This is a genomic window from Halolamina litorea, assembly GCF_026616205.1.
Classification (GTDB): Archaea; Halobacteriota; Halobacteria; order Halobacteriales; family Haloferacaceae; genus Halolamina; species Halolamina litorea.
Genome location: NZ_JANHGR010000001.1, coordinates 1,941,546 through 1,966,179, shown reverse-complemented (window position 1 = coordinate 1,966,179; position 24,634 = coordinate 1,941,546). Strand labels below are relative to the sequence as shown.

Sequence of the window (24,634 nt, the reverse complement as noted above, 5' to 3'; positions counted from 1 at the left end):
GTCGAAGGCTCGAACGGCCCAACGTCCAGCCATAGTCCGGACTGGGAGGGTCGCGCGCTCGAACAGTATCAGTCAAAAGGGACAGCCGTCACTCGAACAGCGTCAGCCGGGACCGTCGGACCGATCAGTCGTCGTCGTTGTCGTCGGGGGCGAACGACGCGTCCACCTCGAAGAGGCGGCTGTTGCAGGCCTCACACTCCGCGACGAGTACCTCGTAGCTCCGGCAGCACGACTCGGCCGTGTCGCTGCCGAGCGAGACGACGCCGTCACAGCCGGGACAGCGATCCAGCGACAGCCGGAACGCCCCGAGGAGGCTGGCCCGCGTGTCGGCGGGGAGGGCCCGCCAGCCACCGACGCGCTCGGCGAAGAGGTCGTGGGCGGCGAGGTCCGTCGCCAGGGCGAGTCGTGACTCCCAGGTGCCGCCGGGCTGTCCACCCACGCGAGCGGCGTAGCCCACACCCTGTGGGCCGACGGTCACGTCGTCGGGATTCAGAGACAGGACCTCCGCGAGCGCGCGTGCGAGGTCGTCGTCGGTCTCGAACGTGTCCACACGGTCGGCGAGTGCCGCGTGGATCGACGGCTTCACCGCCAGATCCCCGTCGGGCCGGTCGACGACGACGCCGGCCCCACGGAGGTACGCTTCGGGGTTGATCCCGCCGAGTGCGTCACCTGTGGGCGCCTTATCGAACCACGCAAGTACCCGGTCAGGGAGATAGCGCTTGGTGAGTTCGGGCGTTCCGGGGACGACGTAGCCCCGGAGCCACGTCGCCAGTAGCCCGCCGGCACCGACGAGCGCCCCGGCCGGTCGGGACACCGTCCCGACGGCGAGCGCCGCCGCGACTGTCAGACCGACGTTGACCCCCGTACAGGGCAGACACCGGTTCGCTCCGGTGTACGCCGGGTTGCGGAGCCGCGAGGCTGCCGTGCTGATCCCGTTCCACGCCGGCGTCGAGTGAGTCAGGTCGTTTCGGGGGGTCTCGATGGTCTGCTCGCGTTGTGGGGTATTACTCATAGGCTCCCGTACGTGGGGGGGTGGCTTGAACAGGAACCGGCTAATGGCCGACGTGGATGTGCCTACCACGCACGAAAACCAATAGCGGGAAGCGGCAAAATGCTCCACAGAGGGCCTGTATCTTCGAAAAACGCCATTTTCGCCGAATGATTTATTATACACGAATGCTACCGTACTCCTGTCGGCGATGGTGACTTATCGGCGACTACTACCCGGAGGTAAACGATGAACGACACACAACCCACACCCAACAGCGTCAGCGTGCACGAGTCGAAGGCTGTCCCTACCGAAGACGAATCGCTGCTGGAGCGTGACGTCGCGTACACCCTTCTGAGTAGTCGCCGACGCCGAAACGTGCTCCACGCGTTGTACGAGGCCGACGGGGCCTCGACGGTCGGTGATCTGGCCCGCCAGCTCGCCGCGTGGGAGACGAACAAACACCCCGCGACCATCAGTTCGAAGGAGCGCAAGCGCGCGTACACCGCACTCCGGCAGAGTCACATCCCCAAGCTCGCCAAACACGGGATCGTCGACTACGACGCCAACCGCGGTACGGTCGTCCTGACGGAGCGGGGCAAAGAGTTCCGTCCCTACCTCTGGCGTCCGATCGAGCCCGATACGACCCTCCGAACCGGTACGATCGCCGCCGCCTCCGGGATCGTGGTCGCGGTGTTGTCCTGGCTGGGCGTCTCGCCGTTCGCGATGTTGGGTGGGTATCAACTGGCCGGCGTCGTCTCGCTCGCGTTCGCGATCGTGATGCTGGCCGAGTACATTCGCTACCGACCGACGCGCCGCGACCGCAACGCCCGCGAGAACGACATCGGCTACGACCCCGACGAGTGATCGTGTGCCGGCCGGGCGTCCATACTTCTCGACAGCAGGTGCCTGCTTAATACCTGAGCGCGCGTCCTGACTCCCATGGTTCCACTGTTTGCATTACCCGGCGGTCCTGAGTTGATGATCGTGCTGCTCGTCCTCGTCTTACTGTTCGGGGCCGACCGGCTCCCGAAGCTCGCCCGATCCAGCGGACAGGCGATGGGTGAGTTCAAGCGCGGCCGCGAGGAACTGGAGCAGGAGCTCCGGAGCGGCGTCGAGGAGGAGCCCGAGACGGCGACGACCGAAGCCGCGACGAACTGAGTTACTGATGGGCGACGGCGCCCGCTGGCGCTTACGCTCCGTGTTTTGCTGCCGAGAGAACCGCCGATGCCGCGGTCGTGCGTTACTCCTCGATGACGACGGCGCTGACCTGGCCGGACTGGCCGGGACGCGAGGTGACCCGCGCCGTGCCGGCGCTCGTCTCGATGATGGCGCCCTTCGTGATGATGTTCCGTCGGACGTAGTTGACGTTCGCGGGGTTGTCGCTCACGTCCTCGATCTCGGCCTCGACGGTCTCCTCGCCGTCGGCGACCTGCGCGACGTTCGTCGAGAGCGCACGGATCTTCTGCTCGTTCCCGCGGGCGTCGACGGTCCGGAACCGCGGCTCGCCGACGATGGTCTCGGTGGGCTCGTTGCCGAGCTGGTGGCGCTTCTTCTTCCGCGATCGGACGAGTCGACCCCCAGTGCGCTTGCGCTGGGAGGGGCCCTGGTCTTGCATACCTCCGGAAACGGCGAGGGAATACTTGAAGCGTTCGACTCTCGGTCCATCGGCGAACACCGTGAGCCGAGCGTCGAGCGTCGAGCCAGCGAGCACCGCTCGCCCCGTTCGACTCCCGGTCCGTCAGCGACCGCACACTACCCACCATCGCGACCGGGTAGCCGTCGCCCGCTCCGCAACGCTTAGGCCCGGCCGCCCTCGCGTCTGGAACATGACTTTGGAGGCCACCGTCGCGGTCCCGTTCCGGCAGGAGGGCCGGGAACGGCTCGGCGACGGCGAGTTCGTCGTCGCGCTCTCGCTCGACCGGGACTGGTTCTCCCCGGACCAGGCCAAACGGGTGATCGACGTGGCGCTCGGTCGGGGGCTGCTCACCCGCGAGGACGGGGAACTGCGGGCGGATTTCGACCCGGAATCCGTCGACGTGCCCGAGGAGTTCGTCCCCGACGCGTCGATCCTGCGCGAGCAGAGCGCCTTCGAGAAGGTGCTCGACCGGCTGACCGACGCCGGCGTCGAGAAACAGGCCGCGGTCGCGGGGATCAACGAACTCCAGCGGGAACTCGGGCTGACAATCGAGGCCGCCGCCGTGGTCTACGCCCGCCGCGAGGGCGTCGACGTGGGTGAGGCAGCCGTCGCGGCCCGGCAGTCGGTGGTGGACGAATGAGTGCCGACCGCGTCCGTGACGGTCACCGGATCGCACAGTTGCTCGCCTCCGAACTGGAGAGCGGGGCGACCCCCGACGCCCTCGCGGTGACCGACGCCGATCCGGAGGTGGAGCCGACGCCCGAGGGGGCACTTGCCTATCGGGTCCGCGCCGGCGACGAGGGACGGACCATCGCCAGCGTCTACGTCCAGCCGGACCGGGCCCGCGTGGAGTTCGCCGTCTCGCCCGCCGCCGTCGCCGACGCCGCCGAAGACGCCGGCCTGCGGGTCCGACCGAAGGCCGCCCAGCCCCCGGGAACGATCGTGTTCGTCGAGGACGGCGCCCACGTCAAGTGGGTGCTCCCGGCGTTCGCGGCGGCGGTCGGGAACGAGGAGTGAGGGACAGTCTCGTCGACAACACTTTTTCGTCGGCCGGAGGAGTGGGTGGTGTGCAGCCCGGCCAGTTCCCCAACCCGATACGGATGATCCAGTCGCTCGTGGAGCGACTCGCCCCGCTGTTCCCCGATTGGGGGAGCTCCCCGGCGCTGAGCTTCCTGCTGTTGGCGCTGATCACGGCGCTCGGTTACACCCTCTCGCGCTACGCCGTCCGGCTGCTCGGGCGCCCCGTCGCCAAGCGGTTCCGCCGTCAGAGCGTCGCCCAGCAGGTGCTCCGGCTGATCCGGGCCGCAATCACGCTGTTCTTCCTCCTGATCGGCGCCGGCCTCGTCGACCTCGAACTGGGCAACATCGTGCTCTCGGTGACGGTGTTCTCCGCCGTCATCGGTATCGTGCTCGCGCCGTTGGTGGGGTCGGTGGTGAACGGGCTGTTCCTGCTGGCCGACGAGCCCTACGAGATCGGCGACATGGTCGAACTGGGCGACGGCACCCGCGGGTTCGTCGACGACATCACGATCCGCTACACGAAGATCTTCACCGTCGACAACACGTTCATCGTGCTCCCGAACGACGTGATCCGGGACGATCAGGTGACGAACCTCTCGGCGGAGGACGAGCGCGCTCGCCTCTCGCTCTCGGTCGCGGTCACCTACGAGAGCGACATCGACGCCGCCCGGAACCTCATCGAGGCCGCCGGCCGGAGCGCCGAGGGGGTCATCGAGGGCGGTCCGGACATCCGGATCGGCTCCGCGCGCTACCCGGCCCGGCCCACCTGCTACATCGACGAGTTCGGCGACAGCGCGGTGATCCTGACCCTGCGGTACTGGGTCGACCGCCCGTACAAGCAGCTCACCGCCCGCTCCCGGGTCCAGACGGCGATCTGGGACCGGTTCGGGGAGTCCGACGCCGACGTGGAGATGGCCTACCCGCACCGCCACCTCGTCTTCGACGACACCAGCGGCGAGGCCCGTGTCGCTACCCGCGAGGCCGCCGAGGGCGAGGCCCGCCCCGTGGAGTCCGCCGCACTCAGCGATCGGTCCGCCGACGCCCCGGCGGACGCCGACGGGACCGACGGCTGATCACGCGCGCCCGCGCGCCTGAACCGACAGCTTTTGACCCGCCAGGCTCCAAGCCCGAGCCATGACCACAGGGATCGCCGTGCTCAACTTCGGAGAGCCGGCTTCGGCCGACCGCGACGCCGTCGTGGACTACCTCGAGCGAATCTTCCTCGCCAACATGGACATCGAGGGCGAGACCACCGAGGAGGCCGCCCGCGAGCGTGCCCGCTCGCTGGCCGAGCGCCGTGCGCCCGGCCTGATGGAGGAGTACGGCGAGATCGGCGGCTCGCCGCTGAACGCCCACGCGAGCCGACAGGCCGACCTCGTGGAGACCGAACTCCGCGAGCGGGGCTACGACGTCGAGACCTACGTCGGCTACCAGTTCATGGAGCCGTTCATCGGAGACGCCGCCGAGGCCGCCCACGCCGACGGCGTCGACCGCCTGATCGGCCTGCCCGTCTACCCGCTGTGTGGCCCCTCGACGACCGTGCAGTCCCTCGAAAAGCTCGCCGACGCCGTCGACGACCTCGACTGGGACGTTCCCTACCACGAGATCACGGGCTACCACACCCACTCGGCCTACGCTCGACTGCGCGCCGACAACATCCGGCGGACCCTCGACCGCGAGGGGCTCACCCTGGATTCCGACACCCGGCTGATCTTCTCCGCCCACGGGACCCCCACCTACTACCTCGACGAGGGGAGCCGCTACGTCCAGTACGTCGAGGAACACACGAAGATGGTCGCGGGGATGCTCGGCAACCCCGACTACGAACTGGGCTACCAGAACCACGCCAACCGCGACGTGGAGTGGACCCAGCCCGACGTCGAGGACGTGGTCGAGAACATCGACGCCGAGCGCGTCGTCGTCGACCCGACCAGCTTCATGCACGAACAGAGCGAGACGCTCTCGGAGCTCGACGTGGAGCTCCGAGAGGAGGCGGAGGAGGCGGGACTCGGCTTCACTCGTGTGCCCGTCCCGTACGACGACGAGCGCTTCGTCGGCCTGCTGGCCGACCTCACGGAGCCGTTCATCGCCGATTTCGATCCGGACTACTACGGCCTCCAGCAGTGTAAGTGCCGCCCGGAGCCGGACGCCATGTGCCTGAACGCCCGACGCAACGAATGAGCGACGCCGACACCGACGCCGGCGACGGCGCCGGCACGGACGCCCGCGTCGCGGTGGTCGGTGGCGGGATGACCGGCCTCTCGACGCTGCACGCCCTCGAGGAGCGCGGGGTTGGGTCGGTGGTCTACGAGGCGACCGACGAGGTCGGCGGCGTCGTCCGGAGCCGCGAGATGGAGGGGAAGGTCGTCGAAGTCGGTCCCCAGCGCCTCCGGATGACCGACGCCATCAGCGCGATGGTCACCGACCTGGATCTCGCCGACGAGGTCATTACGGCCGACGACGACCTGCCGCTGTTCGTCTACGCCGACGGGAAGCTCCGGGAGGTACCCCGCTCGCTCGCCGCGTTCCGACGGACGGACCTCCTCTCGGCGGGCGCGAAGCTCCGGCTGCTGGCCGAACCGCTGACCGACCCGATCGACCCCGAGGAGTCCGCACGGGACGCCTTCGTCCGGAAGTTCGGTACCGAGACGTACACGAACCTCATCGCACCGATCTTCGGCGGGACGTACGGCTCGGACCCCGCGGACATGCCCGCGAAACACGCGCTCGAGCCCATCATGGGGTTGGAGAAGAAGGAGGGGAGCCTGCTGCGGGCGGCGCTCTCGCGGCTCGTGTTCTCCGAGAGCGAGACGCCGCCGCCGGCAAGCTTCGAGAGCGGACTCCAGCGGCTCCCCGAGGCGTTGGCCGAGGCCCACGCCGACCGGATCGAACGCGAGACGCCGGTGACCAGAATCGAGCGCGCCGGGAGCGGCGACGACCCCGAGTGGATCGTCCACACCGCCGACGGCAGCCGGCGCTTCGAGCACGTGGTGATCACGACGCCCGCCGACGCCACCGCCGACATCGTCGAGGGCGTCGACCCCGACAGCGCCGCGGCGCTCCGCTCGTTCAACTACAACCCGCTCGTGCTCGTCCACCTGGAGAGTTCGGCCCGGGCGGACGGCTTCGGCTACCAGGTCCGCCGGACCGAGCCGATGCGGACGCTGGGCGTGACGTGGAACCCAAGCCTGTTCGACCGCGACGGGGTCTACACCGTCTTCCTCGGCGGGATGCACGACCCCGGCGCCGTCGACCGGAGCGAGGCGGAACTCGGCCAGACGGCGGTCACGGAGTTCCGCCGCGTCATGGGAGCCGACGCCGAGGTGCTCAACGTCGAGCGCATGCCGCGGGCGTTCCCCGCGTGGGACGACTCGTGGGACGCCGCCGAGCGCGTCGACCTCCCCGAGGGGCTCACGCTGGCGACGAACTACACGGGCCGGATGGGGCTTCCCTCCCGGGTCCGTGAGGGACGCCGCCTCGCCGGCGAGCTATCGGCGAGCGAGTAGCGAGCCCGCACCGAGTAACCCTACCACTCCCAGTTCTTCGCGGTTTCGACGAACGCTTCGACGCCCTCGATGGGGGTGTCGCGGTTGACGCCGTGGCCGAGGTTCAGGATGTGACCCTCCGGCCCGGCGGCTTCGATGATCTCCGCGGTTCGCTCGCGGACCGTCTCGGGATCGGCGTACAACAGCGTCGGGTCGAGGTTCCCCTGAACGGGGGTGTCGCCCAGTTGCGAGCGAGCGACGCTCATGTCGACGGTCCAGTCGAGCGCGACGGCGTCGGCGCCGGTGGCCTCCAGACTCTCCAGACGGCCGCCCATGTTCCGAACGAACTCCACGGTCGGGAGGTCGACGCTGTCGATGATCTCGCGGTGGAGCGGGAGCACGTAGCGCTCGTAGTCGGCGGGCGGCAGCACGCCGGCGTAGGTGTCGAACAGTTGGACCGCGTCGGCGCCGTGGTCGGCCTGCATCCGGAGGTACTCGGCGACGACACCGGTGAAGCGCTCCATCAGTTCGAGGAACGCCTCGGGGTGCTGTGCGCGGAACTTCCGGACCTCCTTGCGCCCGCGGTCGGGCCCGCCGGCGACGACGTAGGAGGCGAGCGTGAACGGCCCGCCCGCGAAGCCCAACACGGCGTCCTCGTCGGCGACGCTCTCGTCGAGGCGGTCGAGCAGGTCGGCGACGAAGGAGAGTTCCTCGCGCACGTCGCCGCGGCGTCGCGCCACGTCGTCCGGCCCCTCGACGGGGTTCTCGATCACGGGGCCGACGCCGGACTCGATGTGGTAGTCGAAGCCCAGCGGCTCCAGACAGGTGAGGATGTCCGAGAACATCACGACGCCGTCGACGCCGTAGCGCTCGTAGGGCTGGAGGGTGATCTCCTCGGCGATCTCGGGGGTCTCGATGGCCTCACGGAACGTGTAGTTCTCCCGGAGTTCACGGTACTCTGGCAGGTGTCGGCCGGCCTGTCGCATCAGCCAGACGGGCGGGCGCTCGGTGCGCTCGCCGCGGGCGGCGCGGACGAGCAGCGGATCGGTCATAGTTCACCGTCGGGCGGCGAGCGTTAGTGCGTTTTCGTTCGTTCGTGGCACCGAACGCGACAGTCCGGGCGTTCAAACTGGTAGGAACTGACGTACTAGGTCCCTCCCTGTCGTACCCTCCAAGAACATGTCCACGACAGATGTACCGACCTGTAACCGCTGTGGCGCGAGGGACGCAACCGTCGACCGACAGCTGACCCACGCAACGGACCCCCTTCAGGTCACGGAGTGCCGTCGCTGTGGGGCGATCCTCAGCATCGGCGGCCACGAGTGGTGAGGCGTTTCAGACCGGCCGCAGGTGCTCACAGTCCCCGGCCGTCACCCGCCGGCGTTCGCCGTCGTCGGTCTCGACGATCAGCGCCCCGGGGAACTCGACGTCGACGGCCTCGCCGACGATCTCGCCGCCGGGCGTGTCCACCCGCACGCGCTGGCCGATCGTCGCCGCGTGCTCGCGCCACGCGTCGAGGATCGAGTCGGGGTCGCTCCGGAGGCCGTCGAACGTCTCCAGCAGGCGCTGGGTGAAGCGCCGACGGTCGAATGGTTCGCCACGCTCCGCCTGTAGCGAGGTGGCGCCTTCCGGCAACATATCGGTGTCAACGTTCGCGTTGATCCCGATCCCGACGATCAGCCACTTCACGCGGTCGGCCTCGCCCTCCATCTCGGTGAGGATGCCACAGAGCTTCTTCCCGCCGCGCTCGCCCGACTCCCCGACCAGAACGTCGTTCGGCCACTTGATCGAGGCGTCGACGCCGCCCTCCCGGGCGGCCGTCGTCACCGCGACCGCAGCCGCGAGCGTGTAGACGGGCGCGTGGGCCGGCGGCGCGTCGGGGCGGATCAACAGCGAGCAGTAGATCCCGCCGGAGGGACCCGACCATCCGCGATCGAGCCTCCCTCTCCCGGCGGTCTGTTCGTCGGCGACGACCGCGAGGTCCGTCCGGCCCTCATCGGCCAGTTCGCGGGCGCGCTCGTTGGTCGAACCGATGCTGTCGTGGTACTCGACTTCGACCGGCGCGTCGAGGCCGAACTCGATGGCGTCGCCGCCGAAGTCGGGAACGTCGGTCACGCGGTAGCCGTCGTCGGTGCTCTCGATCCCCCAGCCAGCCTCGCGGAGCCCCTCGACCTGTTTCCAGACGGCCGCGCGGGAGACGCCCAGTTCATCCGCCAGCGCGGGCCCGGCGACGGGGCCGCCTTCGAGTGCCGCGAGCAGCGCGCGGCGCGTATCGCTCATGCTCGGCGGGTCGGCCGGCGAGGGTAAAGTGGTCGCGGTCCGCCCGTTGGCTCGACAGACGACGGATACCGTTCCGTTCTTTCTCGCTCACGTCACCGAGGCCGTTTGCCGACTCACTTCGTTCGGCGTTTACCCGCCTCGCGTGTCCGGAATCCTTTTGCGCTGCGTGGGCGACGTGCCGGTAATGACTGCAGGTGGTCCACGGTGACGATGGAGGACCGCATCGAGGAACTCCGCGAGCGCCGCGCCGAGGCTCTGAAAGGCGGCGGCGAGGAGCGAATCGAGCGCCAACACGAGAAGGGGAAGATGACCGCCCGCGAGCGGATCGACTACTTCCTCGACGAGGGGACGTTCTCCGAGTTCGACCAGTTCCGGACCCACCGCAACCACAAGTTCGGGATGGAGGAGAAACAGTACTACGGCGACGGCGTCGTCACGGGCTACGGCGAGGTCAACGGCCGCAAGGTGTTCGTCTTCGCTCACGACTTCACCGTCCTCGGCGGCTCGCTCGGCGAGGTGTTCGCCGAGAAGGTCACCAAGCTCATGGACAAAGCCGTACAGGTCGGGGCGCCCGTCGTCGGGCTCAACGACTCCGCCGGCGCTCGGATCCAGGAGGGCGTCGACGCGCTGGGCGGGTTCGCCGAGATCTTCCGGCGCAATCAGGAGGCCTCCGGCGTCGTCCCGCAGATATCGGCGATCATGGGGCCGTGTGCCGGCGGTGCGGTCTACTCCCCGGCGCTGACGGACTTCACCTTCATGGTGAAAGACACCAGCCACATGTTCATCACCGGCCCCGACGTGGTCGAGACCGTCACCGGGGAGGAGGTAAGCTTCGAGGAACTCGGCGGCGCCGTCACCCACGCCTCCACCTCCGGGGTCGCCCACTTCGCCGAGGAGAGCGAGGAGGACGCGCTCGACCACATCGCCCGCCTGCTCTCGTACCTCCCGCAGAACAACGTCGAGGACCCGCCCCGCGTCGAGCCGTGGGACGACCCCGAGCGCGCCGACGAGTCGCTCAATCAGGTCGTACCCGACGAGCCGCGAAAGCCCTACGACGTCCACGACGTGCTCGACTCGGTCGTCGACGAGAACTCCTTCTTCGAGGTCCACGAGGAGTTCGCCAAGAACCTCGTTGTCGGCTTCGCCCGCATGGACGGCCGCTCGGTCGGCGTGCTGGCGAACCAGCCGCGGGTCAACGCCGGCACGCTGGACATCGAGGCCAGCGAGAAGGGCGCCCGCTTCATCCGGACCTGCGACGCCTTCAACATCCCCGTCCTCACGTTCGTCGACGTGCCCGGGTTCATGCCCGGCACCGATCAGGAACACGAGGGGATCATCCGCCACGGCGCGAAGCTGCTGTACGCCTACTGTGAGGCCTCGGTGCCGCTGCTGACGACGATCACCCGGAAGGCCTACGGCGGCGCCTACGACGTGATGGCCTCCAGCCACGTCGGCGCCGACGTGAACTACGCGTGGCCGAGCGCCGAGATCGCGGTCATGGGGCCACAAGGCGCGGTCAACATCCTCTACCGCGACGAACTCGAGGAGGCCGACGACCCCGAGGCGCGCCGGCAGGAGCTCATCGACGAGTACCGCGCTGAGTTCGCCAACCCCTACACCGCCGCCGACCGGGGCTACGTCGACGACGTTATCGAGCCGCCACAGACCCGCCAGCGGCTGATCTCCGATCTGGAGATGCTGCAGGGCAAGCGCGAGCAGACGCCCCAGAAGAAACACGGGAACATCCCGATATGAGCGACGCCGAGAGCGTGAGCGAACCGAACGAGAAGGCGACGGCCGCTGACGACCCACCGGAGACGGCGGCGAGCGTCGCCGACCGCCTCACGCTCCCCGACGACGCCGACGCGACGGAGGCCGCGGCCATCGCCGCCGCCGTCTCCGCCCACATGCGAGATCAGGAGGCGGCGGCTGCGGCAGCCGCTGCCGAAACCGAGGGCGACAGTTGGGACGGCAAACGCTGGGGGTTCGCGGGCCGCGTGGAGTCGCTGCAGCGCAGAACAGTCCGCGTCCGCGACGGCACGCCGACCGACGCGTGGAGCGCGGCCGGGCGGGCCGACCGGCTCTAGTCTTCGAGGTAGAGCAGCGCCCGCGGGACGATGATCCCCAGCACGATCACGGTCCCGAAGGCGAGCCACTGGGAGACGTCCGTGAACGTCGCGAGGCCGACGCCGAGGATCGCCGCGACGCCGGCGAAGGCGAGTCTGACCTTGATCTCCCGGCTGGAGGCGAGTTGGTTCTCCGCTTCGCTCATTCTGCCCCTGCCTCCACGTCGTCGCCGACGGCTATCTCGCCACCCTCGACGATCGCACAGCGTAGACCGCCACGGTGGACCATCGCCTCCTGTACCCCTTTCTCCTCGAGTTTGCGTTCGAGGTAGGTGCAGGGCTCACAGAGTTCGGTGCCCTCGACGACGGCGTCGCCGACGCGGAAGCGCTCCCCGAGCAGGCGGTTCAGTCCGATCCCGCGAACGGTGAGGTTCCGGCGGTGAGCGCCGGACTCGAACTCGACGCCGTACTTCAACTCGGCCTGCTCGACGGCCTCGGCTTCGATCAGGGTCAGGTCGCGTTTGCGGTCCTCGTCATCGCTCGAGAACGTGCCCTCGTTCTCGAAGTAGCGGTCGCCCTGCAGGCCCTTGCCGACGACGGCCTCGACGGCCTCGCGCTGTTCGGGCGGGGCGCCCGCCTCGCCGGCGATGTGGACGGCCTCGACGGTTCCGGTCATGCCCTCCCGTGGGCGCCGCCGCCAAATAAACGCGCGGATAGGGGCGACGCCCGGCCCAGCCTACTCGGCGTCGGCGAACTCGTCCAGCGTCGCTGGCCGGCCGCGGCGCTCGCTCACGAGCGCGTCGCCGATCTCGAGGCCGAGTGCCTCGACGGCCTCCCGGCCGACGCGGTCGGTCGCCTCGGGGACGGTGTAGACGCCGAGGCGCCACTGCTGATACTGCGCGGTCCGGAGCGCCTTCACCAGCGGGGACTGCCGGCCGAGCTCGCGGATCTCGTCGCTGACCATCACCCGACTGGTCGATTCGGTCATCGACGGCTCGCTCGGCACGTCGACGATCACCTCCCGGGGATCGAGCCCACAGGCCTCGGCGATGTCGGCTTCGACCTCGTGGGTCGCCTCGTGGCCGGCGTCGAGCAGCCAGTCGGGGACGCCGCCCAACTCCGCCCAGACCGCCCGCTTGTAGAGGTCCCGCTCGGCGTAGCGCCGGGCGAACTCGGCGGTCTCCTCACAGAGCCGAAGGGCAACGAGCAGGCCGTGGTCGTCCATCCGACGGAGTTCCTCGGCGGTCAGGTCGGGGTCGCTCCGCAGGAGGCGCTCGGCGGCGCCGCGCAGCATCGCCTTGCTGATCCGGGCGACGTGGTGGGAGTAGACGGTCGGGTTCATCAGCGCCCGCGCGACCAGCAGCGACTCGGCGCTCTGGACGTTGCCCGGCGCGAGCACGAGTTCGCCGTCGACGAACCGCAGCGCCCGGACCAACCGTCCGGGGTCGATGGTGCCGTAGGGGACGCCGGTGTGGTGGGCGTCACGGACGAGGTAGTCCATCCGGTCCACGTCGAGTTCACCCGAGACCAACTGCCCGTACTTCCCCTCGCCGGCGACGAGGCCGGCGACGCGTTCGGGGTCGAGGCCGTTGTTCCGCAGGGTCTCTCCCACCTGCCCCCGCGCGAGCAGTTCGCCCACGTCGTCGTGATACTTCCCCGTCTCGCGGTGGGTCAACGACTCGATGTTGTGGGAGAAGGGGCCGTGGCCCACGTCGTGGAGCATCGCCGCCGCACGCACCCGCTCGGCGTCGATCCCGTCGACCTCCATCTGGTCGAGTGCCTGCTCGGCGAGGTGGTAGACGCCCAGCGAGTGCTCGAAGCGCGTGTGGTTCGCGGAGGGGTAGGCCAACTGCACCGTCCCCAACTGCTTGATGTGTCGGAGCCGCTGGACCGCGGGCGTATCGAGCAGGTCGGCGGCGACCCCGCCCACCTCGATGTGGTCGTGGACGGAGTCCTTGATCGTCGTCATACGGCCGACTTCGGCGCCATCGGTTAAAAATGGCCGCAGACGGTCCCGTCTGTGCCGGCGTCGACGCCGCTACTCCGCCGTCTCGGCTTCGAACTCCCGCTCGCCGAGGTGGCTGCGCAGCGTGTCCACGTCCTTGTTGCCCGCGCCGGTGTTGAGCAGGACGACGGTGTCGTCGGCGCCGAGTTCCCCGTCATCGACCAGTTGGAAGGCGCCGGCGGCCGCCGCCGCGCAGGTCGCCCCCATCTCCACGCCCTCGGCCCGGGCGATCTCGACGGCGGTGTCGAGGATGTCGTCGTCCTCGGCGGCGACGGCGCCGCCGCCGCTCTCTTCCAGCGCGTCGAGGATCATCGGGCTCGCGCCGGGGTCGGGGACCGCGATGCCGTTCAGGACTGTCGTGATGTTCTCGTCGCCCCACGCCTCGTGGATCGACTTCCCTTCCTCCCACGCCCTCACGACGGGCGCACAGCCGGCGGCTTGAGCGGCGTACATCCCCGGGAGGTCGTCGGTGAGCCCGAGGTCGCGGAACTCCTTTGCACCCTTGTGCATGCCGACGAGGCCGACGCCGCCGCCGGTCGGGTAGACGACCGCGTCGGGGACCTCCCAGTCGAGCTGTTCGACGGTCTCGTAGAGCATCGTCTTCTTCGTCTCGTGGCGGTACGGCGTGACGAACGTCTTCGTGGAGTACCAGTCCTCCTCTTCCATCCGTTCTGCGTAGGCCGCGCCGGCGTCGGTTATCTCCCCCTCGACGACGTGGAGGTCGCCGCCGTGGACCTCGATCATCGCCTTCTGGGTGTAGCCTGCTCGCTCAGCCAGCCAAACGTGGGCGTCCATCCCCGCTCGGGCGGCGTAGGCCGCCGCGGCTTGCCCGGCGTTCCCGGCGGTGTTGAGCGCGACTGTGTCGGCGCCGTGCTGGGCGGCGGCGGTCAGCGCGCCGGTCTGGCCGCGGTCCTTGAACGTCCCCGTGGGGTTCAGCCCCTCGTCCTTGATGTAGAGTTCGTCGACCCCCATCGCGTCGGCCAGCGTCGGACACTCGACCAGCGGCGTCCCGCCCTCCCCGAGCGAGACGGCCGACTCGCGGTGGAACGGAAGCAGGGCGTCGTAGCGCCAGAGCGAGTCGAACGGCTCGGCCTCGAAGCCCTCGCGGCTCACGTCGACGGCGTCGTAGTCGTAGGCCGGATCGAGAATGCCCCCGCAGTCCGGACAGCGGTGGGTCGCGGTTTCGGCGTCGAAGCGCTCCCCGCAGTCGATACAGTCGAGGCCGACGAACGCCTCCGTGGTCTCCATACCCACGGGTCATCGTCCCACGGCTAATGGTGTGTTCGATGCGGCAAGGCCCGCGCCCTACCGCTCGATCCGTGAGCGGGGGCTCCCGACATCGGGTTCGTCGGTCGCGCGGCCGTCGAGGGGCGAGACGCCCGGCTCCGAGACCGGCGCGTCGTCGGTGAACGCCCACGCGCCGTCGTCCAGTTCGGCGCAGTCGACAGAGCGCACCTCGACGGGCATCGGCCCCTCGACGGTCGCGTCACAGACGAGGCCGAGTTCGACCACCACCGTCGTCATCGACGGCGGGTCGCCGCCGGCGGTCCCGGGCAGACTGCGAGAGACCAGTTCCGCGGGCGTCGTCTCCTCGCCGCCGGGCCGGATCAGTCCCTCCCGGACCAGTTCCAGGAACGTCGGCGTCACGCGGGCGTAGGTGAACGCCGCGCCCTCCGGGTCGTCGTCGGTACGCTCGGCCGCGACGAACAGCGGCGCCGCGCCGCTCCCGGTGTCGAACTCGATCAGTTCCCGGAGCCGGAAGCGCCTCGCCAGCCCCGAGCGCGCGTCGGCGGCGGGGTCGTCCCTGTCCTCGCCCAGCAGGCTCCCGTCGACGGCCATCGAGAGTCGGCCGCCCTCGCTCAGCCAGTCGGCCGCTCGTTCGAGGAACAGCGCCGAGCGGTCGTACCCCGGCGCTGCGTTCCGGTAGCGGTCGTACGCCTCGGGTGGGTCGGACAGCCGGCCCGTCGGCGCGTCGGTCACGACGAACCCGAACCCCTCGCGAGACTTCACGGCCGCAGCAGCCTCGCGGCGGCGCGCGCGTTTGCCCCCGGCGGCGCCGGCGAAACGGCCGGTATCCTCTGCTTTGAGCGCGTCGGTCCGGTGGACGCCGAAGCGTCCCAGCGAGAACTCCCTGTCGACCACCGCGGCGTCGGCGTGGACGTCGACGGTCCGGAGCAGCAGGCGGCTCTCGGCGAGGTGGACCGCGTAGGGGTGTACGTCGAAGCCGTGCAGTCGGTCCCGGACGGTTTCGAGCGTCTCGGAGGGGGTCGCGTCGGTTCGGTCGAGGCGGGTCAACAGTCGGTCGGCCGCGCCGACGAGTAGGCTCCCGTCGCCACACGCGGGGTCGAGCAGGTCCGCCCCGGGGTCGTCGAGGAGCGCGTCGGGTGTGTAGCCCGCCCGGTCGAGGAGCAAGCCGGCGGTCGAGGGCCGGGTCGCCCCACGGACCGGTCGCACGTCGTCGCTGAGGTGGGCGTCGAACGCGTCGGTGAGTTCCCGGGCGTCGAGTTCGGCAACGTCGACGGCGTCCAGCGCCGCGACGGCCTCGGCGAACGCGTCGGCGATGCCGGCTTCGAACACCCAGCCGAACGTTCCGTCGTCGGTGGCGTCCTCGCTCACGCCGGAAAGCTCCTCACGGACCGCTCGCACCATGTCGGCGGCGTCGCGCTCGGCGTGTTCGGCCTGATCGTTCCAGAACTCCCGGTAGGCTCCCAAGTCGCCGGCGAGGCCGCGGTCGGCGGCGACCCGGGCGAGCAGCAGCGTGTCGAGAGCGACCGCCGCGGACTCGGCCTCGAAGGCGCGTGCGGCGTCGGCCTCGCTGCCGTCGGCGACGACCCGGCGCCAGCGGGCGAACCCGGCTTCCAGCCGGCGGGCGGTGGCGTACTCCTCGCGGAGGTCGAACAGGTCCGCACGGAGGTCGGTCACCGCCATCTCGTCGCCGGCGGCTTTCGCCTCGTCGATGCGGTCCTCGATGGCGGCCTCCCGGTCCGCGAACGCCTGGATACGGTGGGTGAGGCGGTCGAACGCCTCCGAGACGGCCGGAAGCAGTACGCCTTCGAGGGTTTCGGTGAGCGCGGTTGCGAGCGTCTCCGGGGTCGGGTCGGGGCCGGGTCGTGACGCGGTCAGGTCGCCGAGCGTCGGTTCGGCGCCGACCGCGTTCGGGTCGTCGAGCGCCGCCGAAACGGCCTCCCGCTGGAGCGCAGTGAGTTTGGCGAAGGCGAGCTGCTGGTCGGGCGTGAGCGCCTCGGCCAGCGAGCGCTCGTCGGAGCGTTCGATGGCCGCACGCAGGTCTATCTCTGTCAGTTCACGGACGGTGACGCCGGCGCGTTCGGTCGCGTCGTGGTGGCCGGGCGAACAGCGTGCGAGCACGGCCAGTCGGTCGCGGTTGGTGGCGACGGCGTAGCGGGCGGTCGGCTCGTCGTCGAGGGCGGCGACGGCACGGCGACGGGCCGCCCGGATGTCCTCGCCGGCCGCCGTCGCGGCGAGCAGGACGGCTGGGCGGCCGTCGTCGTCGACGAACGTGACCGACCCCCAGTCGTCCCGCTGGCTGTACGCGATATCGTCGTAGCCGAGAACGCCGTCGAACAGCCGGCGGGTCAGCGCCGGCACGTAGTCGGCGGCCTCCCCGGTGGGCGGGTCGTCGAACAGCTTCCGGACCCCCTCGATGGCCCGGAAGACGAACCCCCCGCGTGTCCGTGTCCCAGTCATGTCCTCCCCAAGGCTTGTGGGAGCCACGCAGCCGAATGCCTTAATCTCGCGGGTCGGCCGGGCCCGACGGCCGCCCGCCGCTGGCGGCAGAGTTAGGTAGATACAGACACACATACTCCCCGTGTACGACCGTTCCGCTCCCACGGGTGGGAAGGACCGATGACCGCCGAGGACGCCCGTTCTGACGGCGGCGATACGACGGTCGAGGCGGCTGGCGAGACCGGTGGGCCGGCGTTCGAGCCGTTGCCGATCGACCGAGCCGCCGCCCTGATCGACGACGTGGTCGACAACGTCGAACGGGTCATCGTCGGCAAGCGCGACGCCATCGAGCACATCGTCGTGGCCACACTCGCCCGCGGCCACGTGCTACTCGAAGACGTGCCCGGCACCGGGAAGACGATGCTCGCCCGGGCCGTCGCCACCTCCGTCGACGCCTCCTTCCGCCGTGTCCAGTTCACGCCCGACCTGTTGCCCTCCGACGTGACCGGCGTCAACGTGTTCAACCAGAAGACCGGCGAGTTCGAGTTCCAACCCGGCCCCGTCTTCGCCAACGTCGTCCTCGCCGACGAGATCAATCGGGCGCCGCCGAAGACCCAGAGCGCGCTGTTGGAGGCGATGGAGGAGCGGCAGGTGACCGTCGACGGCGACACCCGAGCGCTCCCCGAACCGTTCGCGGTGATCGCCACCCAGAACGACGTCGAGACCGGCCGCACCTACGAACTGCCGATGGCCGAGATAGATCGCTTCGCGAAGAAGCTCCGACTGGGCTATCCCGACAGCGAGCAGGAAACGGAGATCATCGGCCGCACCGCGGGCCACCACCCCATCGAGGAACTCACGCCGGTTACCGACGGCGAGACGCTCCGGCGCGCCCGCGAGACCGCCGGCGAGATCCGACTCGGCGAGCCGGTTCGGAACTACATCAGCCGGTTGGCCGAGTACACCCGGAACCACGCCCAACTCGGCGTGAGCCCCCGGGGGAGCATCGCACTCGCCCGTACCTCACAGGTCCGGGCGCTGCTCGACGGCCGCGAGTACGTCACCCCCGACGACGTGCAGGCCGAGGCGCCGACGGTGCTCGCCCACCGTATCCGCCCGCGAACCGGCAGCGAGAGCGGCGACGACGTGGTGTCGGCGGCGCTCTCGAACGTCGCGGTGGAGTGATGTTGACCCGCCGCGGCCGCGCCGTCGTCGGCGTCGCCGGCGCCGCGGTCCTGCTCGCACTGACGTTCGGCGAGCGCTCGCTCAACGCCGTTGTCGCCCCGGCAGTGGTCGTGCTGGCGGCGGGCTACGTCCAAGTGGCGACGACGCCCGAGGTGGTCGCCGAACGCACTCCCTCGGAGGACGCTCACGTCGGCGAGACCCGCCGTGTCGAACTCACCTTCGCCCGGCGGGACGGCGAACTGATCGACCGGCCGTTCCCGGGCGACGTGACGGAACTGGTCGCCGGTGGCGTCCGTCCGATCCCCGCCGAGGACGGCGGCACCGTGGCCCAGCGGGCCGACGGCGACACCGAAATCAGCGTCGAGACGGCGGTCGGCTCGGGGCCGGTCCACTACGACGTGTGCTACGAGACCCGGGGGCGCCACACCCTCGGCCCGGCGACGGTGACCGCGACCGACGCGTTCGGGCTGTTCGCCCGCGAGACCGAACTCCGCGGCACCGACGCCGTGCTCGCGTACCCGCGGGTCCGACGGCTCAGCCCGGTCGGCCGGCGGTCCCTCGGTCGCTTGGCCGACTTCGGCCGCAGCGACCGTCGGGGGGAGTTCGCCGAGCTCCGGGAGTACGTCGCCGGCGACCCGCTCCGGGACATCAACTGGAAGACCACCGCCAAGCGTGACGAACTGATCGTCACCGAGTTCGCCGCCGAAACCGACGTGGAGGCGGTCTCCGTCGCTGCCGGCGCGAACTCCGAGGGGGCGGATATGATGGCGGAAGCCGTCGCGAGCGTCGTCTCCTCGCTGGTCGCCGACGGGGTGCCAGTCGAACTCAGTTTGCCCCGTGGCGAACTCCGAGTCGGCCCGGAGTACGGCGGCGAACGGGCGATGCTCCGGACGCTCGCGACGGTCGCCGCCGGCCCCGTGCCGGACGGCGAGGCGGACGTGGTCATCAAGGGAACGGCCGAGGACGCGACCGTCGACGTGCGCGGGAGCCAGTACCGGTTCTCTGAACTGGTCGCCGGCGGGTCAGTCGGTGACGACGCCGCCGAGGTGCCGACGGGGGTGGCCGCATGAGTACCGCGACCGGCCGCATCCAGTCGCTGGTGGCGCCCGACCCCGACTGGGACCTGTTCGACGCGCTCACCCACCCGGCGATGCTCGGCATCGCGCTGCTGACGGCGGCGTACCTCCGGGAGTTGGTCGGCATCACCGACGTGGTCGGCGGCACCGGCCTCCTCCTGACGGAAGCCGTGCTCGTCCTCATCGGGGCGACGGCTCTCGCCTCGCGAGTCGACGCCCGGACGGCGTTGCTGGGAACCGGCCTCGTGCTGGCCGCCGGGCTGGCCGGCTACTACTTCTCGATCCCGGCGAGTCAGCGGGCGCTCATCGACGCCGGGTCGGCGCTGCGTGACTTCGCGGCGCTGCTCAGCGGCCTCTCGGTGTTCCGGCTGGTGCAGGCGGAAATCTGGGCGCTCGCGGTGCTTCCGGCACCATTGTTCGGATCGTGGCTGCTTGCCCTCCGCGGGGAGTTCCCGCTGAGTGCCGCGGTCGGGGGGAGCGCGCTCGGCCTGTTCGTCCTGACCGGGGACGCCGGCGTCCTCGCCACGCTCGCGGGCGTCGTCGGTGCCGGACTCGCCGTCGGCCTCGGCGAACTCGTCCCGCGGCGAGCGCTCGGGGCTCACTGGGACACGGTCGTGCTCGTCCTCACGCTGATGGTGGTGCTCTCGACGACCGTCTCGGTCGTCCCCGGCGGCGACAGCCGGCCGATACTGGGCGGGACCGCCCAGCCCACGCTCGAGGGCAACGTCGTCGCCAACGCCGACAGCGTGGGGATCGTCGGCGCCATCCGACTCTCGCCGAGCGTGCGCTTCACCGTCCAGTCCGAACAGCCGGGCTACTGGCGGGTGGGTGCCTACGACCGATACACGGGTGGCTCGTGGGTGCGTACTGGCGAGGTCACCGCGTACGACGGCCGCCTCGACCCGCCACCCGGCGGGAGCGTCACCGTCGAGCAGACGGTCACCGCCGAGACCACGCTCGACTCGATGCCCGCACTCTGGAAGCCCGTCCGTGTCAGCGGCAACGTCCAGCGGGCGACGCAGGTAACCGAGGAGGACGGACTCCGGGCGGCGGCCTCGATCGCGCCCGGGGAGTCCTACTCGGTCATCAGCGAGCGGCCGGTCTACTCGACCGGGACGCTCCAGCGTGCCGGCACCGACTACCCCGACGCCGTCACCGACCGCTACCTCGGACTGCCCGACAGCACGCCCGATCGGGTGGGCGAGCGCACCGCGGCCATCGTCGAGCGCGCGAACGCGACGACCCCCTACGCCACCGCGGTAGCCGTCGAGGAGTACCTCGAGTCGACGAAGGACTACTCGCTGAACGTCGAGCGCCCGCGCGGGAGCGTCGCCGACGCGTTCCTGTTCGAGATGGACGCCGGCTACTGTACGTACTACGCGACGACGATGGCCGTGATGCTGCGCACGCAGGGTATCCCCGCGCGGATGGCCACCGGCTACACCGCCGGCCAGCGCGTCAGCGAGGACGAGTGGGTCGTCCGCGGGCTGAACGCCCACGCGTGGGTCGAGGTCTACTTCCCCGAAGTCGGCTGGGTCACCTTCGACCCGACGCCGTCGGGGCCGCGCGAGGCGGCGGGTGAGTCCCGCGTCTCACAGGCCCGCGAAGCCGGCGAGTCGGGTGTCGACACGGACCGAACCGGTGGCGGCGAGTGGACGCCGACGCCGACGCCCACGCCCGAACCCGACGAGACGACCAACGGCACCGACGGGCAGGTCGAGACGCCGGACCTGGCACAGATCGCCGACAACCGCGGCACGCCGGACGCGGGAGGCTTGGGGTCGTTCACCCCCGGCGGGACCGGCGGCGGTAGCGACCGATCGCTGCCCACCCCCGAGGAAGTCGGCTACGGCGCCGTCGTGTTGCTGGCCGGGGTCGCCGCGAGCCGTCGCCTCGGCCTCGACGGCCGGCTCTACCGCTTCGTCTGGCTGCGCTACCAGCCCCGCGCCGACCCGGTCGCGGACGTGGAGCGCGCGTACGACCGCGTGGAGACGCTGCTCGGGGACCGGCGGCGCCCCCGCCACCCGGGTGAGACCGTCGGGTCGTACCTCGACAGTCTCGGCGTCGCCGACGCGCGGATCCGCCGGGTCGCAGCCCTGTACGAGCGGGCCCACTACGGCGGTGTGGCCGACGAGACGGCCGCCGACGAGGCCGTCGAGACGGCCGACGCTATCGTCGCGGAGACGACGCCCCTGCTCGGACGGTTCCGCTGAGGCCGTCCGTGCCCGCCGCTGTGGCGGGTCCGAAGCGTTTTGTTACTGGGTGTGATAGTCGTGCCCATGTCCGGTCTGCTGCCGTCCGAGTCAGACGGCGTCGCCGCCAACGAGGCGAGCGACGAGGGCGGCCCCCGTCTGCTCTGGCTCGACGACGAGGAGGTCGAGCCGTTGATCGGGTCGCTCTCCTCGGACACTGCACGCTCGTTGTTGACGGCGCTCCACGAGGAGCCACGGACCGCCTCCGAACTCGCCGACACCGTGGACACGTCGCTCCAGAACGCCCGGCACCACCTCGGCAACCTCCAGGACGCCGACCTGGTCGAAGTCGCCGAGACGCGCTACTCGGTGAAGGGCCGCGAGATGAAGGTGTACGCCCCCGTGGACGACTCGCTGGTGGTCTGTGTGGGCAACGAGGCCGAACGCTCGGGGCTGCTCGACTCGCTGCGGCGCTACATCGGCGCCGGCGCCGCCGTCGCCGTCGGCGCACTGCTGGTCCACGCTACCGTCGCCGGGTGGACCCCGTCGGTCTCCGGCCCGAGTGGCCCCCGCGTCGCCGACTCCATCGGCACGAGCGCGCTCTTCGGCGCGGTCCCCCCGGCGTTCCTGTTTCTCGCCGGCGGACTGGTCGCGCTCGTGGCGGTCGCCGCGACCTACCGATACACGAACTGATGGTTCCCCAACTCCGGTGATCGGCAGTGAGAGCCAACTCGGCGGCAGTGCTGTTGGTCGCCGTCCTCGTCCTCAGTAGCCTCTCCTTTGCGGTGCCGGTCGACTCAAGCGACAGCTTCGAGACCGCCGACGTGGCCCGCGAACGCCCCGTCGGCGCGTTCGGCGACGCCGGCGCTCCCGGTCCCACTCGCCCCGGCGCCGACCCGACGGCCACGGATCCCGGCCCGCTCGCCGGCTTCGAACCGGTCCACGAGTCGGGCATCACCGGTGAGGGCGTCCGTGTGGGGGTCGTGGGAACCGGGTTCGCCACGGGGGGTGGCCAACTCACCGACGCCGTGGTCGACAGCCGGCGGTTCGCGGCCGACGATCCGGGGCTGTTGGCCGACACGAGCCACGACACGGCGGTCGCTGAGATCGTCCACCGCTCCGCGCCGGACGCCGAACTCCTGCTGGCGGGCATCGGGCGCGACGGCGGCCCTGACGAGTACGCGGCCGCGGTCTCGTGGCTCCGGGAACGCGGCGCCGACGTGGTCGTCGACGCCGGGAGCTACTTCCCCGCGAGCGCCGAGGGCTGGGAGCGGTTCGACGAGACCGCGGCCGCCGCGACCGAAAACGGCACGGCGTTCGTCACCTCCGCGGGTAACTACGCCGACCGCCACTGGCGCGGGGTCGGCGAGTCGGGTTGGCTCGCCTTCGAGAACGACACTCGATACAACGCGCTCGGCGAGGGACCCGTCAGCGGGCAGGTCTCGCTCCGGCTCTACTGGTGGGGTGACGCCGACTACGACCTCTACCTCTACCGCGCCGACGCCGGCGAGGACACGCTGGTCGCGAAATCCGCCGCGAACGTGAGCGGCGGCGGCCGCCACACGGAGGCCATCGACGCGTCGCTCCCCTCGGCACAGTACTACGTCGCGGTCGAGGGCGGCCCCGAAGCCGGCGGCACGCCGGTCGAACTGTTCTCCTCTCGCCACGACCTCTCGATCTCTACCGAAACCGGCGGGATGGCCGCGCCCTCGACCGCCGAGGGCGTGGTCGCCGTCGGCGCCGTCGACGCGGTGACCGGCGAGCCGCGACCCTACAGCTCTTCGGGCCCGGCACTCGACATCTCCGCGCCCGACGGGGCGGCCACGGCCGCCGCGGGGGAGTTCTACGGGAGTTCCGCGGCCGCGCCGCTCGTCGCGGGCACGCTCACGCTGATGGTCGCACAGAACGAGAGCCTCACGCCCGCGGCAGCCCAGCGGGCCCTGCGCGGGACTGCCGCCCGCTCGAACGGGCGGCTCTACCTCGACGCGCCGAGTGCGGTCCGGGCGGTGGACCCGGCGGCGCCGATGGACCACGTCCGGGACCGGGCCAACGCCACCCGAACCGGGGACTAATCGAGGGCCGCCGGCTCGTCGTCGGCGTGGGCACGCACCCAGAGTTCGCCGATCCGCGAGAGGGAGGTCCGGTGTGAGTTGCCGTGGGCCTCCTGTTCGACGTAGGCTTTCCCGCCGGGCCCGAGTCGGTCGACGGTGTAGATCACCTTCGAGCGGAAGCTGTCGGTGTACTCCTCGCCCATGTCCGCCGCGAGGGTCTTTGCGAGTTCGCTCACGCTCTCGAACTCGCCGTACTCCCCGAGCGTGTAGAGGATCACCTCCTCGAACGGTTTGACGTTCGAAAAGGCCGCTACCGGCAGTTCGACGATGTGGTTGTCGCCGATCTTCTTGGCGCCGATGGTGGTGCCTCGCTCGTCGAACTCCGAGAGCAGGTCGTCGATGCTGTCGAGGCGGTCGGCGACGGCCGCGGCGGTGTCGTCGGTGTCCCCCCGCGGCGCCGTACCGTCGCGCTCGCCGCCGCCCACCGAGGAGAGCAGGTCCCGGGCCGCGCGGAGTTCCTCTGCCAACTCGGTCTCGAGGTACTTCTCGGGGGCGGTGTAGTAGGTGTGGATCCGGTGGCGGTCCTCGGGCCGTTCGAGCGTGATCGAGTGGGCGGCGGTGGCGAAGGCGAAACTCACCGGCCGGGGCATCGAGGAGATGTTCACCCAGACCTCGTCGTCGGCGTCGAGGTGTTCGTTGATGAGGTCGTAGGCGCGTTCGAAGGCGGCGTCGTAGTCGTACACGTCGGTCAACGCGACCCGCTCGGTGTCGGCGCCCAGCAGGCTACGGAAGTCGGCCTCCAGTTTCCCCGCGATGTTCCGGGAGTACTCGACGTTGGCCTCGCTCCCGACGGCCCCCTCGAGCAGCACCACGCGGTCGACGTCGAACTGGTCGCGGATCAGCGGCGCGATCAGCCGGTCGTAGTCGAACCCGACCGGGACGATGTGGGTGCCCATACCCGTG

At 70.4% G+C, this 24,634-nt stretch carries 25 protein-coding genes; 15 read left to right on the top strand and 10 right to left on the bottom strand.

Features of this window, described 5'->3' with window-relative positions; translation table 11 throughout:
- Positions 1–124: 124 nt before the first annotated feature.
- Complete coding sequence (locus NO998_RS10190) at positions 125–1,012, bottom strand: DUF8054 domain-containing protein (protein ID WP_267647019.1); 888 nt, start codon at positions 1,010–1,012, stop codon at positions 125–127.
- A gap of 225 nt (positions 1,013–1,237) precedes the next feature.
- On the opposite strand from NO998_RS10190, the gene NO998_RS10185 reads away from it, so the two are divergent.
- Both NO998_RS10185 and NO998_RS10180 read left to right on the top strand, forming a co-directional pair.
- Entirely contained in the window at positions 1,238–1,855 is a 618-nt protein-coding gene (locus tag NO998_RS10185) for a DUF7344 domain-containing protein (protein WP_267647018.1), read from the top strand.
- A gap of 75 nt (positions 1,856–1,930) precedes the next feature.
- Positions 1,931–2,149, top strand: coding sequence for a twin-arginine translocase TatA/TatE family subunit (locus NO998_RS10180; protein WP_379822030.1), 219 nt, complete (start codon positions 1,931–1,933; stop codon positions 2,147–2,149).
- A gap of 82 nt (positions 2,150–2,231) precedes the next feature.
- On the opposite strand, the gene NO998_RS10175 is transcribed toward NO998_RS10180, so the two are convergent.
- Entirely contained in the window at positions 2,232–2,606 is a 375-nt protein-coding gene (locus tag NO998_RS10175) for a 30S ribosomal protein S8e (protein WP_267647017.1), read from the bottom strand.
- 211 nt (positions 2,607–2,817) lie between these two features.
- Here NO998_RS10175 and NO998_RS10170 point away from each other — a divergent pair, with 211 nt between their 5' ends.
- From NO998_RS10170 to hemG, 5 genes are all read left to right on the top strand, one after another.
- Positions 2,818–3,267, top strand: coding sequence for a DUF2240 family protein (locus NO998_RS10170; protein ID WP_267647016.1), 450 nt, complete (start codon positions 2,818–2,820; stop codon positions 3,265–3,267).
- Complete coding sequence (locus NO998_RS10165) at positions 3,264–3,644, top strand: DUF7993 family protein (RefSeq protein WP_267647015.1); 381 nt, start codon at positions 3,264–3,266, stop codon at positions 3,642–3,644. Before NO998_RS10170 ends, NO998_RS10165 begins: the two co-directional genes overlap by 4 nt.
- A gap of 50 nt (positions 3,645–3,694) precedes the next feature.
- The gene (locus tag NO998_RS10160; RefSeq protein ID WP_267647014.1) at positions 3,695–4,720 is read left to right on the top strand and encodes a mechanosensitive ion channel family protein; all 1,026 of its coding nucleotides are present in this window, start codon (positions 3,695–3,697) and stop codon (positions 4,718–4,720) included.
- Between the two features lie 61 nt (positions 4,721–4,781).
- Positions 4,782–5,828, top strand: a complete 1,047-nt coding sequence (hemH, locus tag NO998_RS10155; RefSeq protein WP_267647013.1) for a ferrochelatase — start codon at positions 4,782–4,784, stop codon at positions 5,826–5,828.
- Positions 5,825–7,153, top strand: coding sequence for a protoporphyrinogen oxidase (gene hemG, locus NO998_RS10150; protein WP_267647012.1), 1,329 nt, complete (start codon positions 5,825–5,827; stop codon positions 7,151–7,153). The genes hemH and hemG overlap by 4 nt, the downstream gene beginning before the upstream one ends.
- Before the next feature lie 20 nt (positions 7,154–7,173).
- Here the strand turns inward: hemG and hemE are convergent, their stop codons facing one another.
- Positions 7,174–8,184 carry a uroporphyrinogen decarboxylase gene (gene hemE, locus NO998_RS10145; RefSeq protein ID WP_267647011.1) on the bottom strand — a complete coding sequence of 337 codons (1,011 nt, stop codon included), beginning with the start codon at positions 8,182–8,184 and terminating at the stop codon, positions 7,174–7,176.
- Between the two features lie 127 nt (positions 8,185–8,311).
- Here hemE and NO998_RS10140 point away from each other — a divergent pair, with 127 nt between their 5' ends.
- A complete protein-coding gene (locus NO998_RS10140; RefSeq protein WP_267647010.1) occupies positions 8,312–8,461 on the top strand; it encodes a hypothetical protein in 150 nt (49 codons plus the stop codon).
- A gap of 6 nt (positions 8,462–8,467) precedes the next feature.
- Here the strand turns inward: NO998_RS10140 and NO998_RS10135 are convergent, their stop codons facing one another.
- Entirely contained in the window at positions 8,468–9,412 is a 945-nt protein-coding gene (locus NO998_RS10135; RefSeq protein ID WP_267647008.1) for a biotin--[acetyl-CoA-carboxylase] ligase, read from the bottom strand.
- A gap of 210 nt (positions 9,413–9,622) precedes the next feature.
- On the opposite strand from NO998_RS10135, the gene NO998_RS10130 reads away from it, so the two are divergent.
- The gene (locus NO998_RS10130) at positions 9,623–11,167 is read left to right on the top strand and encodes an acyl-CoA carboxylase subunit beta (protein WP_267647007.1); all 1,545 of its coding nucleotides are present in this window, start codon (positions 9,623–9,625) and stop codon (positions 11,165–11,167) included.
- Entirely contained in the window at positions 11,164–11,499 is a 336-nt protein-coding gene (locus tag NO998_RS15740; RefSeq protein WP_303648169.1) for a DUF8022 family protein, read from the top strand. The genes NO998_RS10130 and NO998_RS15740 overlap by 4 nt, the downstream gene beginning before the upstream one ends.
- Here NO998_RS15740 and NO998_RS10120 read toward each other — a convergent pair.
- The 5 genes from NO998_RS10120 to NO998_RS10100 all read right to left on the bottom strand — a co-directional run bounded on the left by NO998_RS10120 (position 11,496) and on the right by NO998_RS10100 (position 17,188).
- Positions 11,496–11,684 (bottom strand): DUF7987 family protein, encoded by a 189-nt coding sequence (locus tag NO998_RS10120; protein ID WP_267647006.1) that lies wholly within the window; start codon positions 11,682–11,684, stop codon positions 11,496–11,498. The genes NO998_RS15740 and NO998_RS10120 overlap by 4 nt on opposite strands.
- Positions 11,681–12,154 (bottom strand): MOSC domain-containing protein, encoded by a 474-nt coding sequence (locus NO998_RS10115; protein WP_267647005.1) that lies wholly within the window; start codon positions 12,152–12,154, stop codon positions 11,681–11,683. Before NO998_RS10115 ends, NO998_RS10120 begins: the two co-directional genes overlap by 4 nt.
- Before the next feature lie 60 nt (positions 12,155–12,214).
- The gene (locus NO998_RS10110; RefSeq protein ID WP_267647004.1) at positions 12,215–13,447 is read right to left on the bottom strand and encodes an HD domain-containing protein; all 1,233 of its coding nucleotides are present in this window, start codon (positions 13,445–13,447) and stop codon (positions 12,215–12,217) included.
- Between the two features lie 69 nt (positions 13,448–13,516).
- Positions 13,517–14,731 (bottom strand): threonine synthase, encoded by a 1,215-nt coding sequence (locus NO998_RS10105; protein WP_267647003.1) that lies wholly within the window; start codon positions 14,729–14,731, stop codon positions 13,517–13,519.
- Positions 14,732–14,788: 57 nt separating this feature from the next.
- On the bottom strand, positions 14,789–17,188 hold the full coding sequence (locus NO998_RS10100) for an Eco57I restriction-modification methylase domain-containing protein (protein WP_267647002.1): 2,400 nt from the start codon (positions 17,186–17,188) through the stop codon (positions 14,789–14,791).
- A gap of 159 nt (positions 17,189–17,347) precedes the next feature.
- Here NO998_RS10100 and NO998_RS10095 point away from each other — a divergent pair, with 159 nt between their 5' ends.
- The 5 genes from NO998_RS10095 to NO998_RS15785 all read left to right on the top strand — a co-directional run bounded on the left by NO998_RS10095 (position 17,348) and on the right by NO998_RS15785 (position 23,692).
- A complete protein-coding gene (locus NO998_RS10095; RefSeq protein WP_267647001.1) occupies positions 17,348–18,352 on the top strand; it encodes an AAA family ATPase in 1,005 nt (334 codons plus the stop codon).
- The gene (locus tag NO998_RS10090) at positions 18,352–19,422 is read left to right on the top strand and encodes a DUF58 domain-containing protein (RefSeq protein WP_267647000.1); all 1,071 of its coding nucleotides are present in this window, start codon (positions 18,352–18,354) and stop codon (positions 19,420–19,422) included. Before NO998_RS10095 ends, NO998_RS10090 begins: the two co-directional genes overlap by 1 nt.
- The gene (locus NO998_RS10085) at positions 19,419–21,641 is read left to right on the top strand and encodes a transglutaminase TgpA family protein (RefSeq protein ID WP_267646999.1); all 2,223 of its coding nucleotides are present in this window, start codon (positions 19,419–19,421) and stop codon (positions 21,639–21,641) included. The genes NO998_RS10090 and NO998_RS10085 overlap by 4 nt, the downstream gene beginning before the upstream one ends.
- A gap of 66 nt (positions 21,642–21,707) precedes the next feature.
- Positions 21,708–22,313, top strand: coding sequence for an ArsR/SmtB family transcription factor (locus NO998_RS10080; protein ID WP_267646998.1), 606 nt, complete (start codon positions 21,708–21,710; stop codon positions 22,311–22,313).
- Between the two features lie 26 nt (positions 22,314–22,339).
- Positions 22,340–23,692, top strand: a complete 1,353-nt coding sequence (locus tag NO998_RS15785) for a S8 family serine peptidase (RefSeq protein ID WP_267646997.1) — start codon at positions 22,340–22,342, stop codon at positions 23,690–23,692.
- On the opposite strand, the gene NO998_RS10070 is transcribed toward NO998_RS15785, so the two are convergent.
- Positions 23,689–24,627: an HFX_2341 family transcriptional regulator gene (locus NO998_RS10070; protein ID WP_267646995.1), complete on the bottom strand. Its 939-nt coding sequence runs from the start codon at positions 24,625–24,627 to the stop codon at positions 23,689–23,691. The two genes, NO998_RS15785 and NO998_RS10070, sit on opposite strands and share 4 nt — an antisense overlap.
- Between the last annotated feature and the right edge of the window lie 7 nt (positions 24,628–24,634).

Bases quoted from the DNA above. Each gene is read 5' to 3' on its own strand.
- NO998_RS10190 (WP_267647019.1), bottom strand. From the start codon at position 1,012: ATGAGTAATACCCCACAACGCGAGCAGACCATCGAGACCCCCCGAAAC.
- NO998_RS10185 (WP_267647018.1), top strand. From the start codon at position 1,238: ATGAACGACACACAACCCACACCCAACAGCGTCAGCGTGCACGAGTCG.
- NO998_RS10180 (WP_379822030.1), top strand. From the start codon at position 1,931: ATGGTTCCACTGTTTGCATTACCCGGCGGTCCTGAGTTGATGATCGTG.
- NO998_RS10175 (WP_267647017.1), bottom strand. From the start codon at position 2,606: ATGCAAGACCAGGGCCCCTCCCAGCGCAAGCGCACTGGGGGTCGACTC.
- NO998_RS10170 (WP_267647016.1), top strand. From the start codon at position 2,818: ATGACTTTGGAGGCCACCGTCGCGGTCCCGTTCCGGCAGGAGGGCCGG.
- NO998_RS10165 (WP_267647015.1), top strand. From the start codon at position 3,264: ATGAGTGCCGACCGCGTCCGTGACGGTCACCGGATCGCACAGTTGCTC.
- hemH (WP_267647013.1), top strand. From the start codon at position 4,782: ATGACCACAGGGATCGCCGTGCTCAACTTCGGAGAGCCGGCTTCGGCC.
- hemG (WP_267647012.1), top strand. From the start codon at position 5,825: ATGAGCGACGCCGACACCGACGCCGGCGACGGCGCCGGCACGGACGCC.
- hemE (WP_267647011.1), bottom strand. From the start codon at position 8,184: ATGACCGATCCGCTGCTCGTCCGCGCCGCCCGCGGCGAGCGCACCGAG.
- NO998_RS10140 (WP_267647010.1), top strand. From the start codon at position 8,312: ATGTCCACGACAGATGTACCGACCTGTAACCGCTGTGGCGCGAGGGAC.
- NO998_RS10135 (WP_267647008.1), bottom strand. From the start codon at position 9,412: ATGAGCGATACGCGCCGCGCGCTGCTCGCGGCACTCGAAGGCGGCCCC.
- NO998_RS10130 (WP_267647007.1), top strand. From the start codon at position 9,623: ATGGAGGACCGCATCGAGGAACTCCGCGAGCGCCGCGCCGAGGCTCTG.
- NO998_RS15740 (WP_303648169.1), top strand. From the start codon at position 11,164: ATGAGCGACGCCGAGAGCGTGAGCGAACCGAACGAGAAGGCGACGGCC.
- NO998_RS10120 (WP_267647006.1), bottom strand. From the start codon at position 11,684: ATGAGCGAAGCGGAGAACCAACTCGCCTCCAGCCGGGAGATCAAGGTC.
- NO998_RS10115 (WP_267647005.1), bottom strand. From the start codon at position 12,154: ATGACCGGAACCGTCGAGGCCGTCCACATCGCCGGCGAGGCGGGCGCC.
- NO998_RS10110 (WP_267647004.1), bottom strand. From the start codon at position 13,447: ATGACGACGATCAAGGACTCCGTCCACGACCACATCGAGGTGGGCGGG.
- NO998_RS10105 (WP_267647003.1), bottom strand. From the start codon at position 14,731: ATGGAGACCACGGAGGCGTTCGTCGGCCTCGACTGTATCGACTGCGGG.
- NO998_RS10100 (WP_267647002.1), bottom strand. From the start codon at position 17,188: ATGACTGGGACACGGACACGCGGGGGGTTCGTCTTCCGGGCCATCGAG.
- NO998_RS10095 (WP_267647001.1), top strand. From the start codon at position 17,348: ATGACCGCCGAGGACGCCCGTTCTGACGGCGGCGATACGACGGTCGAG.
- NO998_RS10090 (WP_267647000.1), top strand. From the start codon at position 18,352: ATGTTGACCCGCCGCGGCCGCGCCGTCGTCGGCGTCGCCGGCGCCGCG.
- NO998_RS10085 (WP_267646999.1), top strand. From the start codon at position 19,419: ATGAGTACCGCGACCGGCCGCATCCAGTCGCTGGTGGCGCCCGACCCC.
- NO998_RS10080 (WP_267646998.1), top strand. From the start codon at position 21,708: ATGTCCGGTCTGCTGCCGTCCGAGTCAGACGGCGTCGCCGCCAACGAG.
- NO998_RS10070 (WP_267646995.1), bottom strand. From the start codon at position 24,627: ATGGGCACCCACATCGTCCCGGTCGGGTTCGACTACGACCGGCTGATC.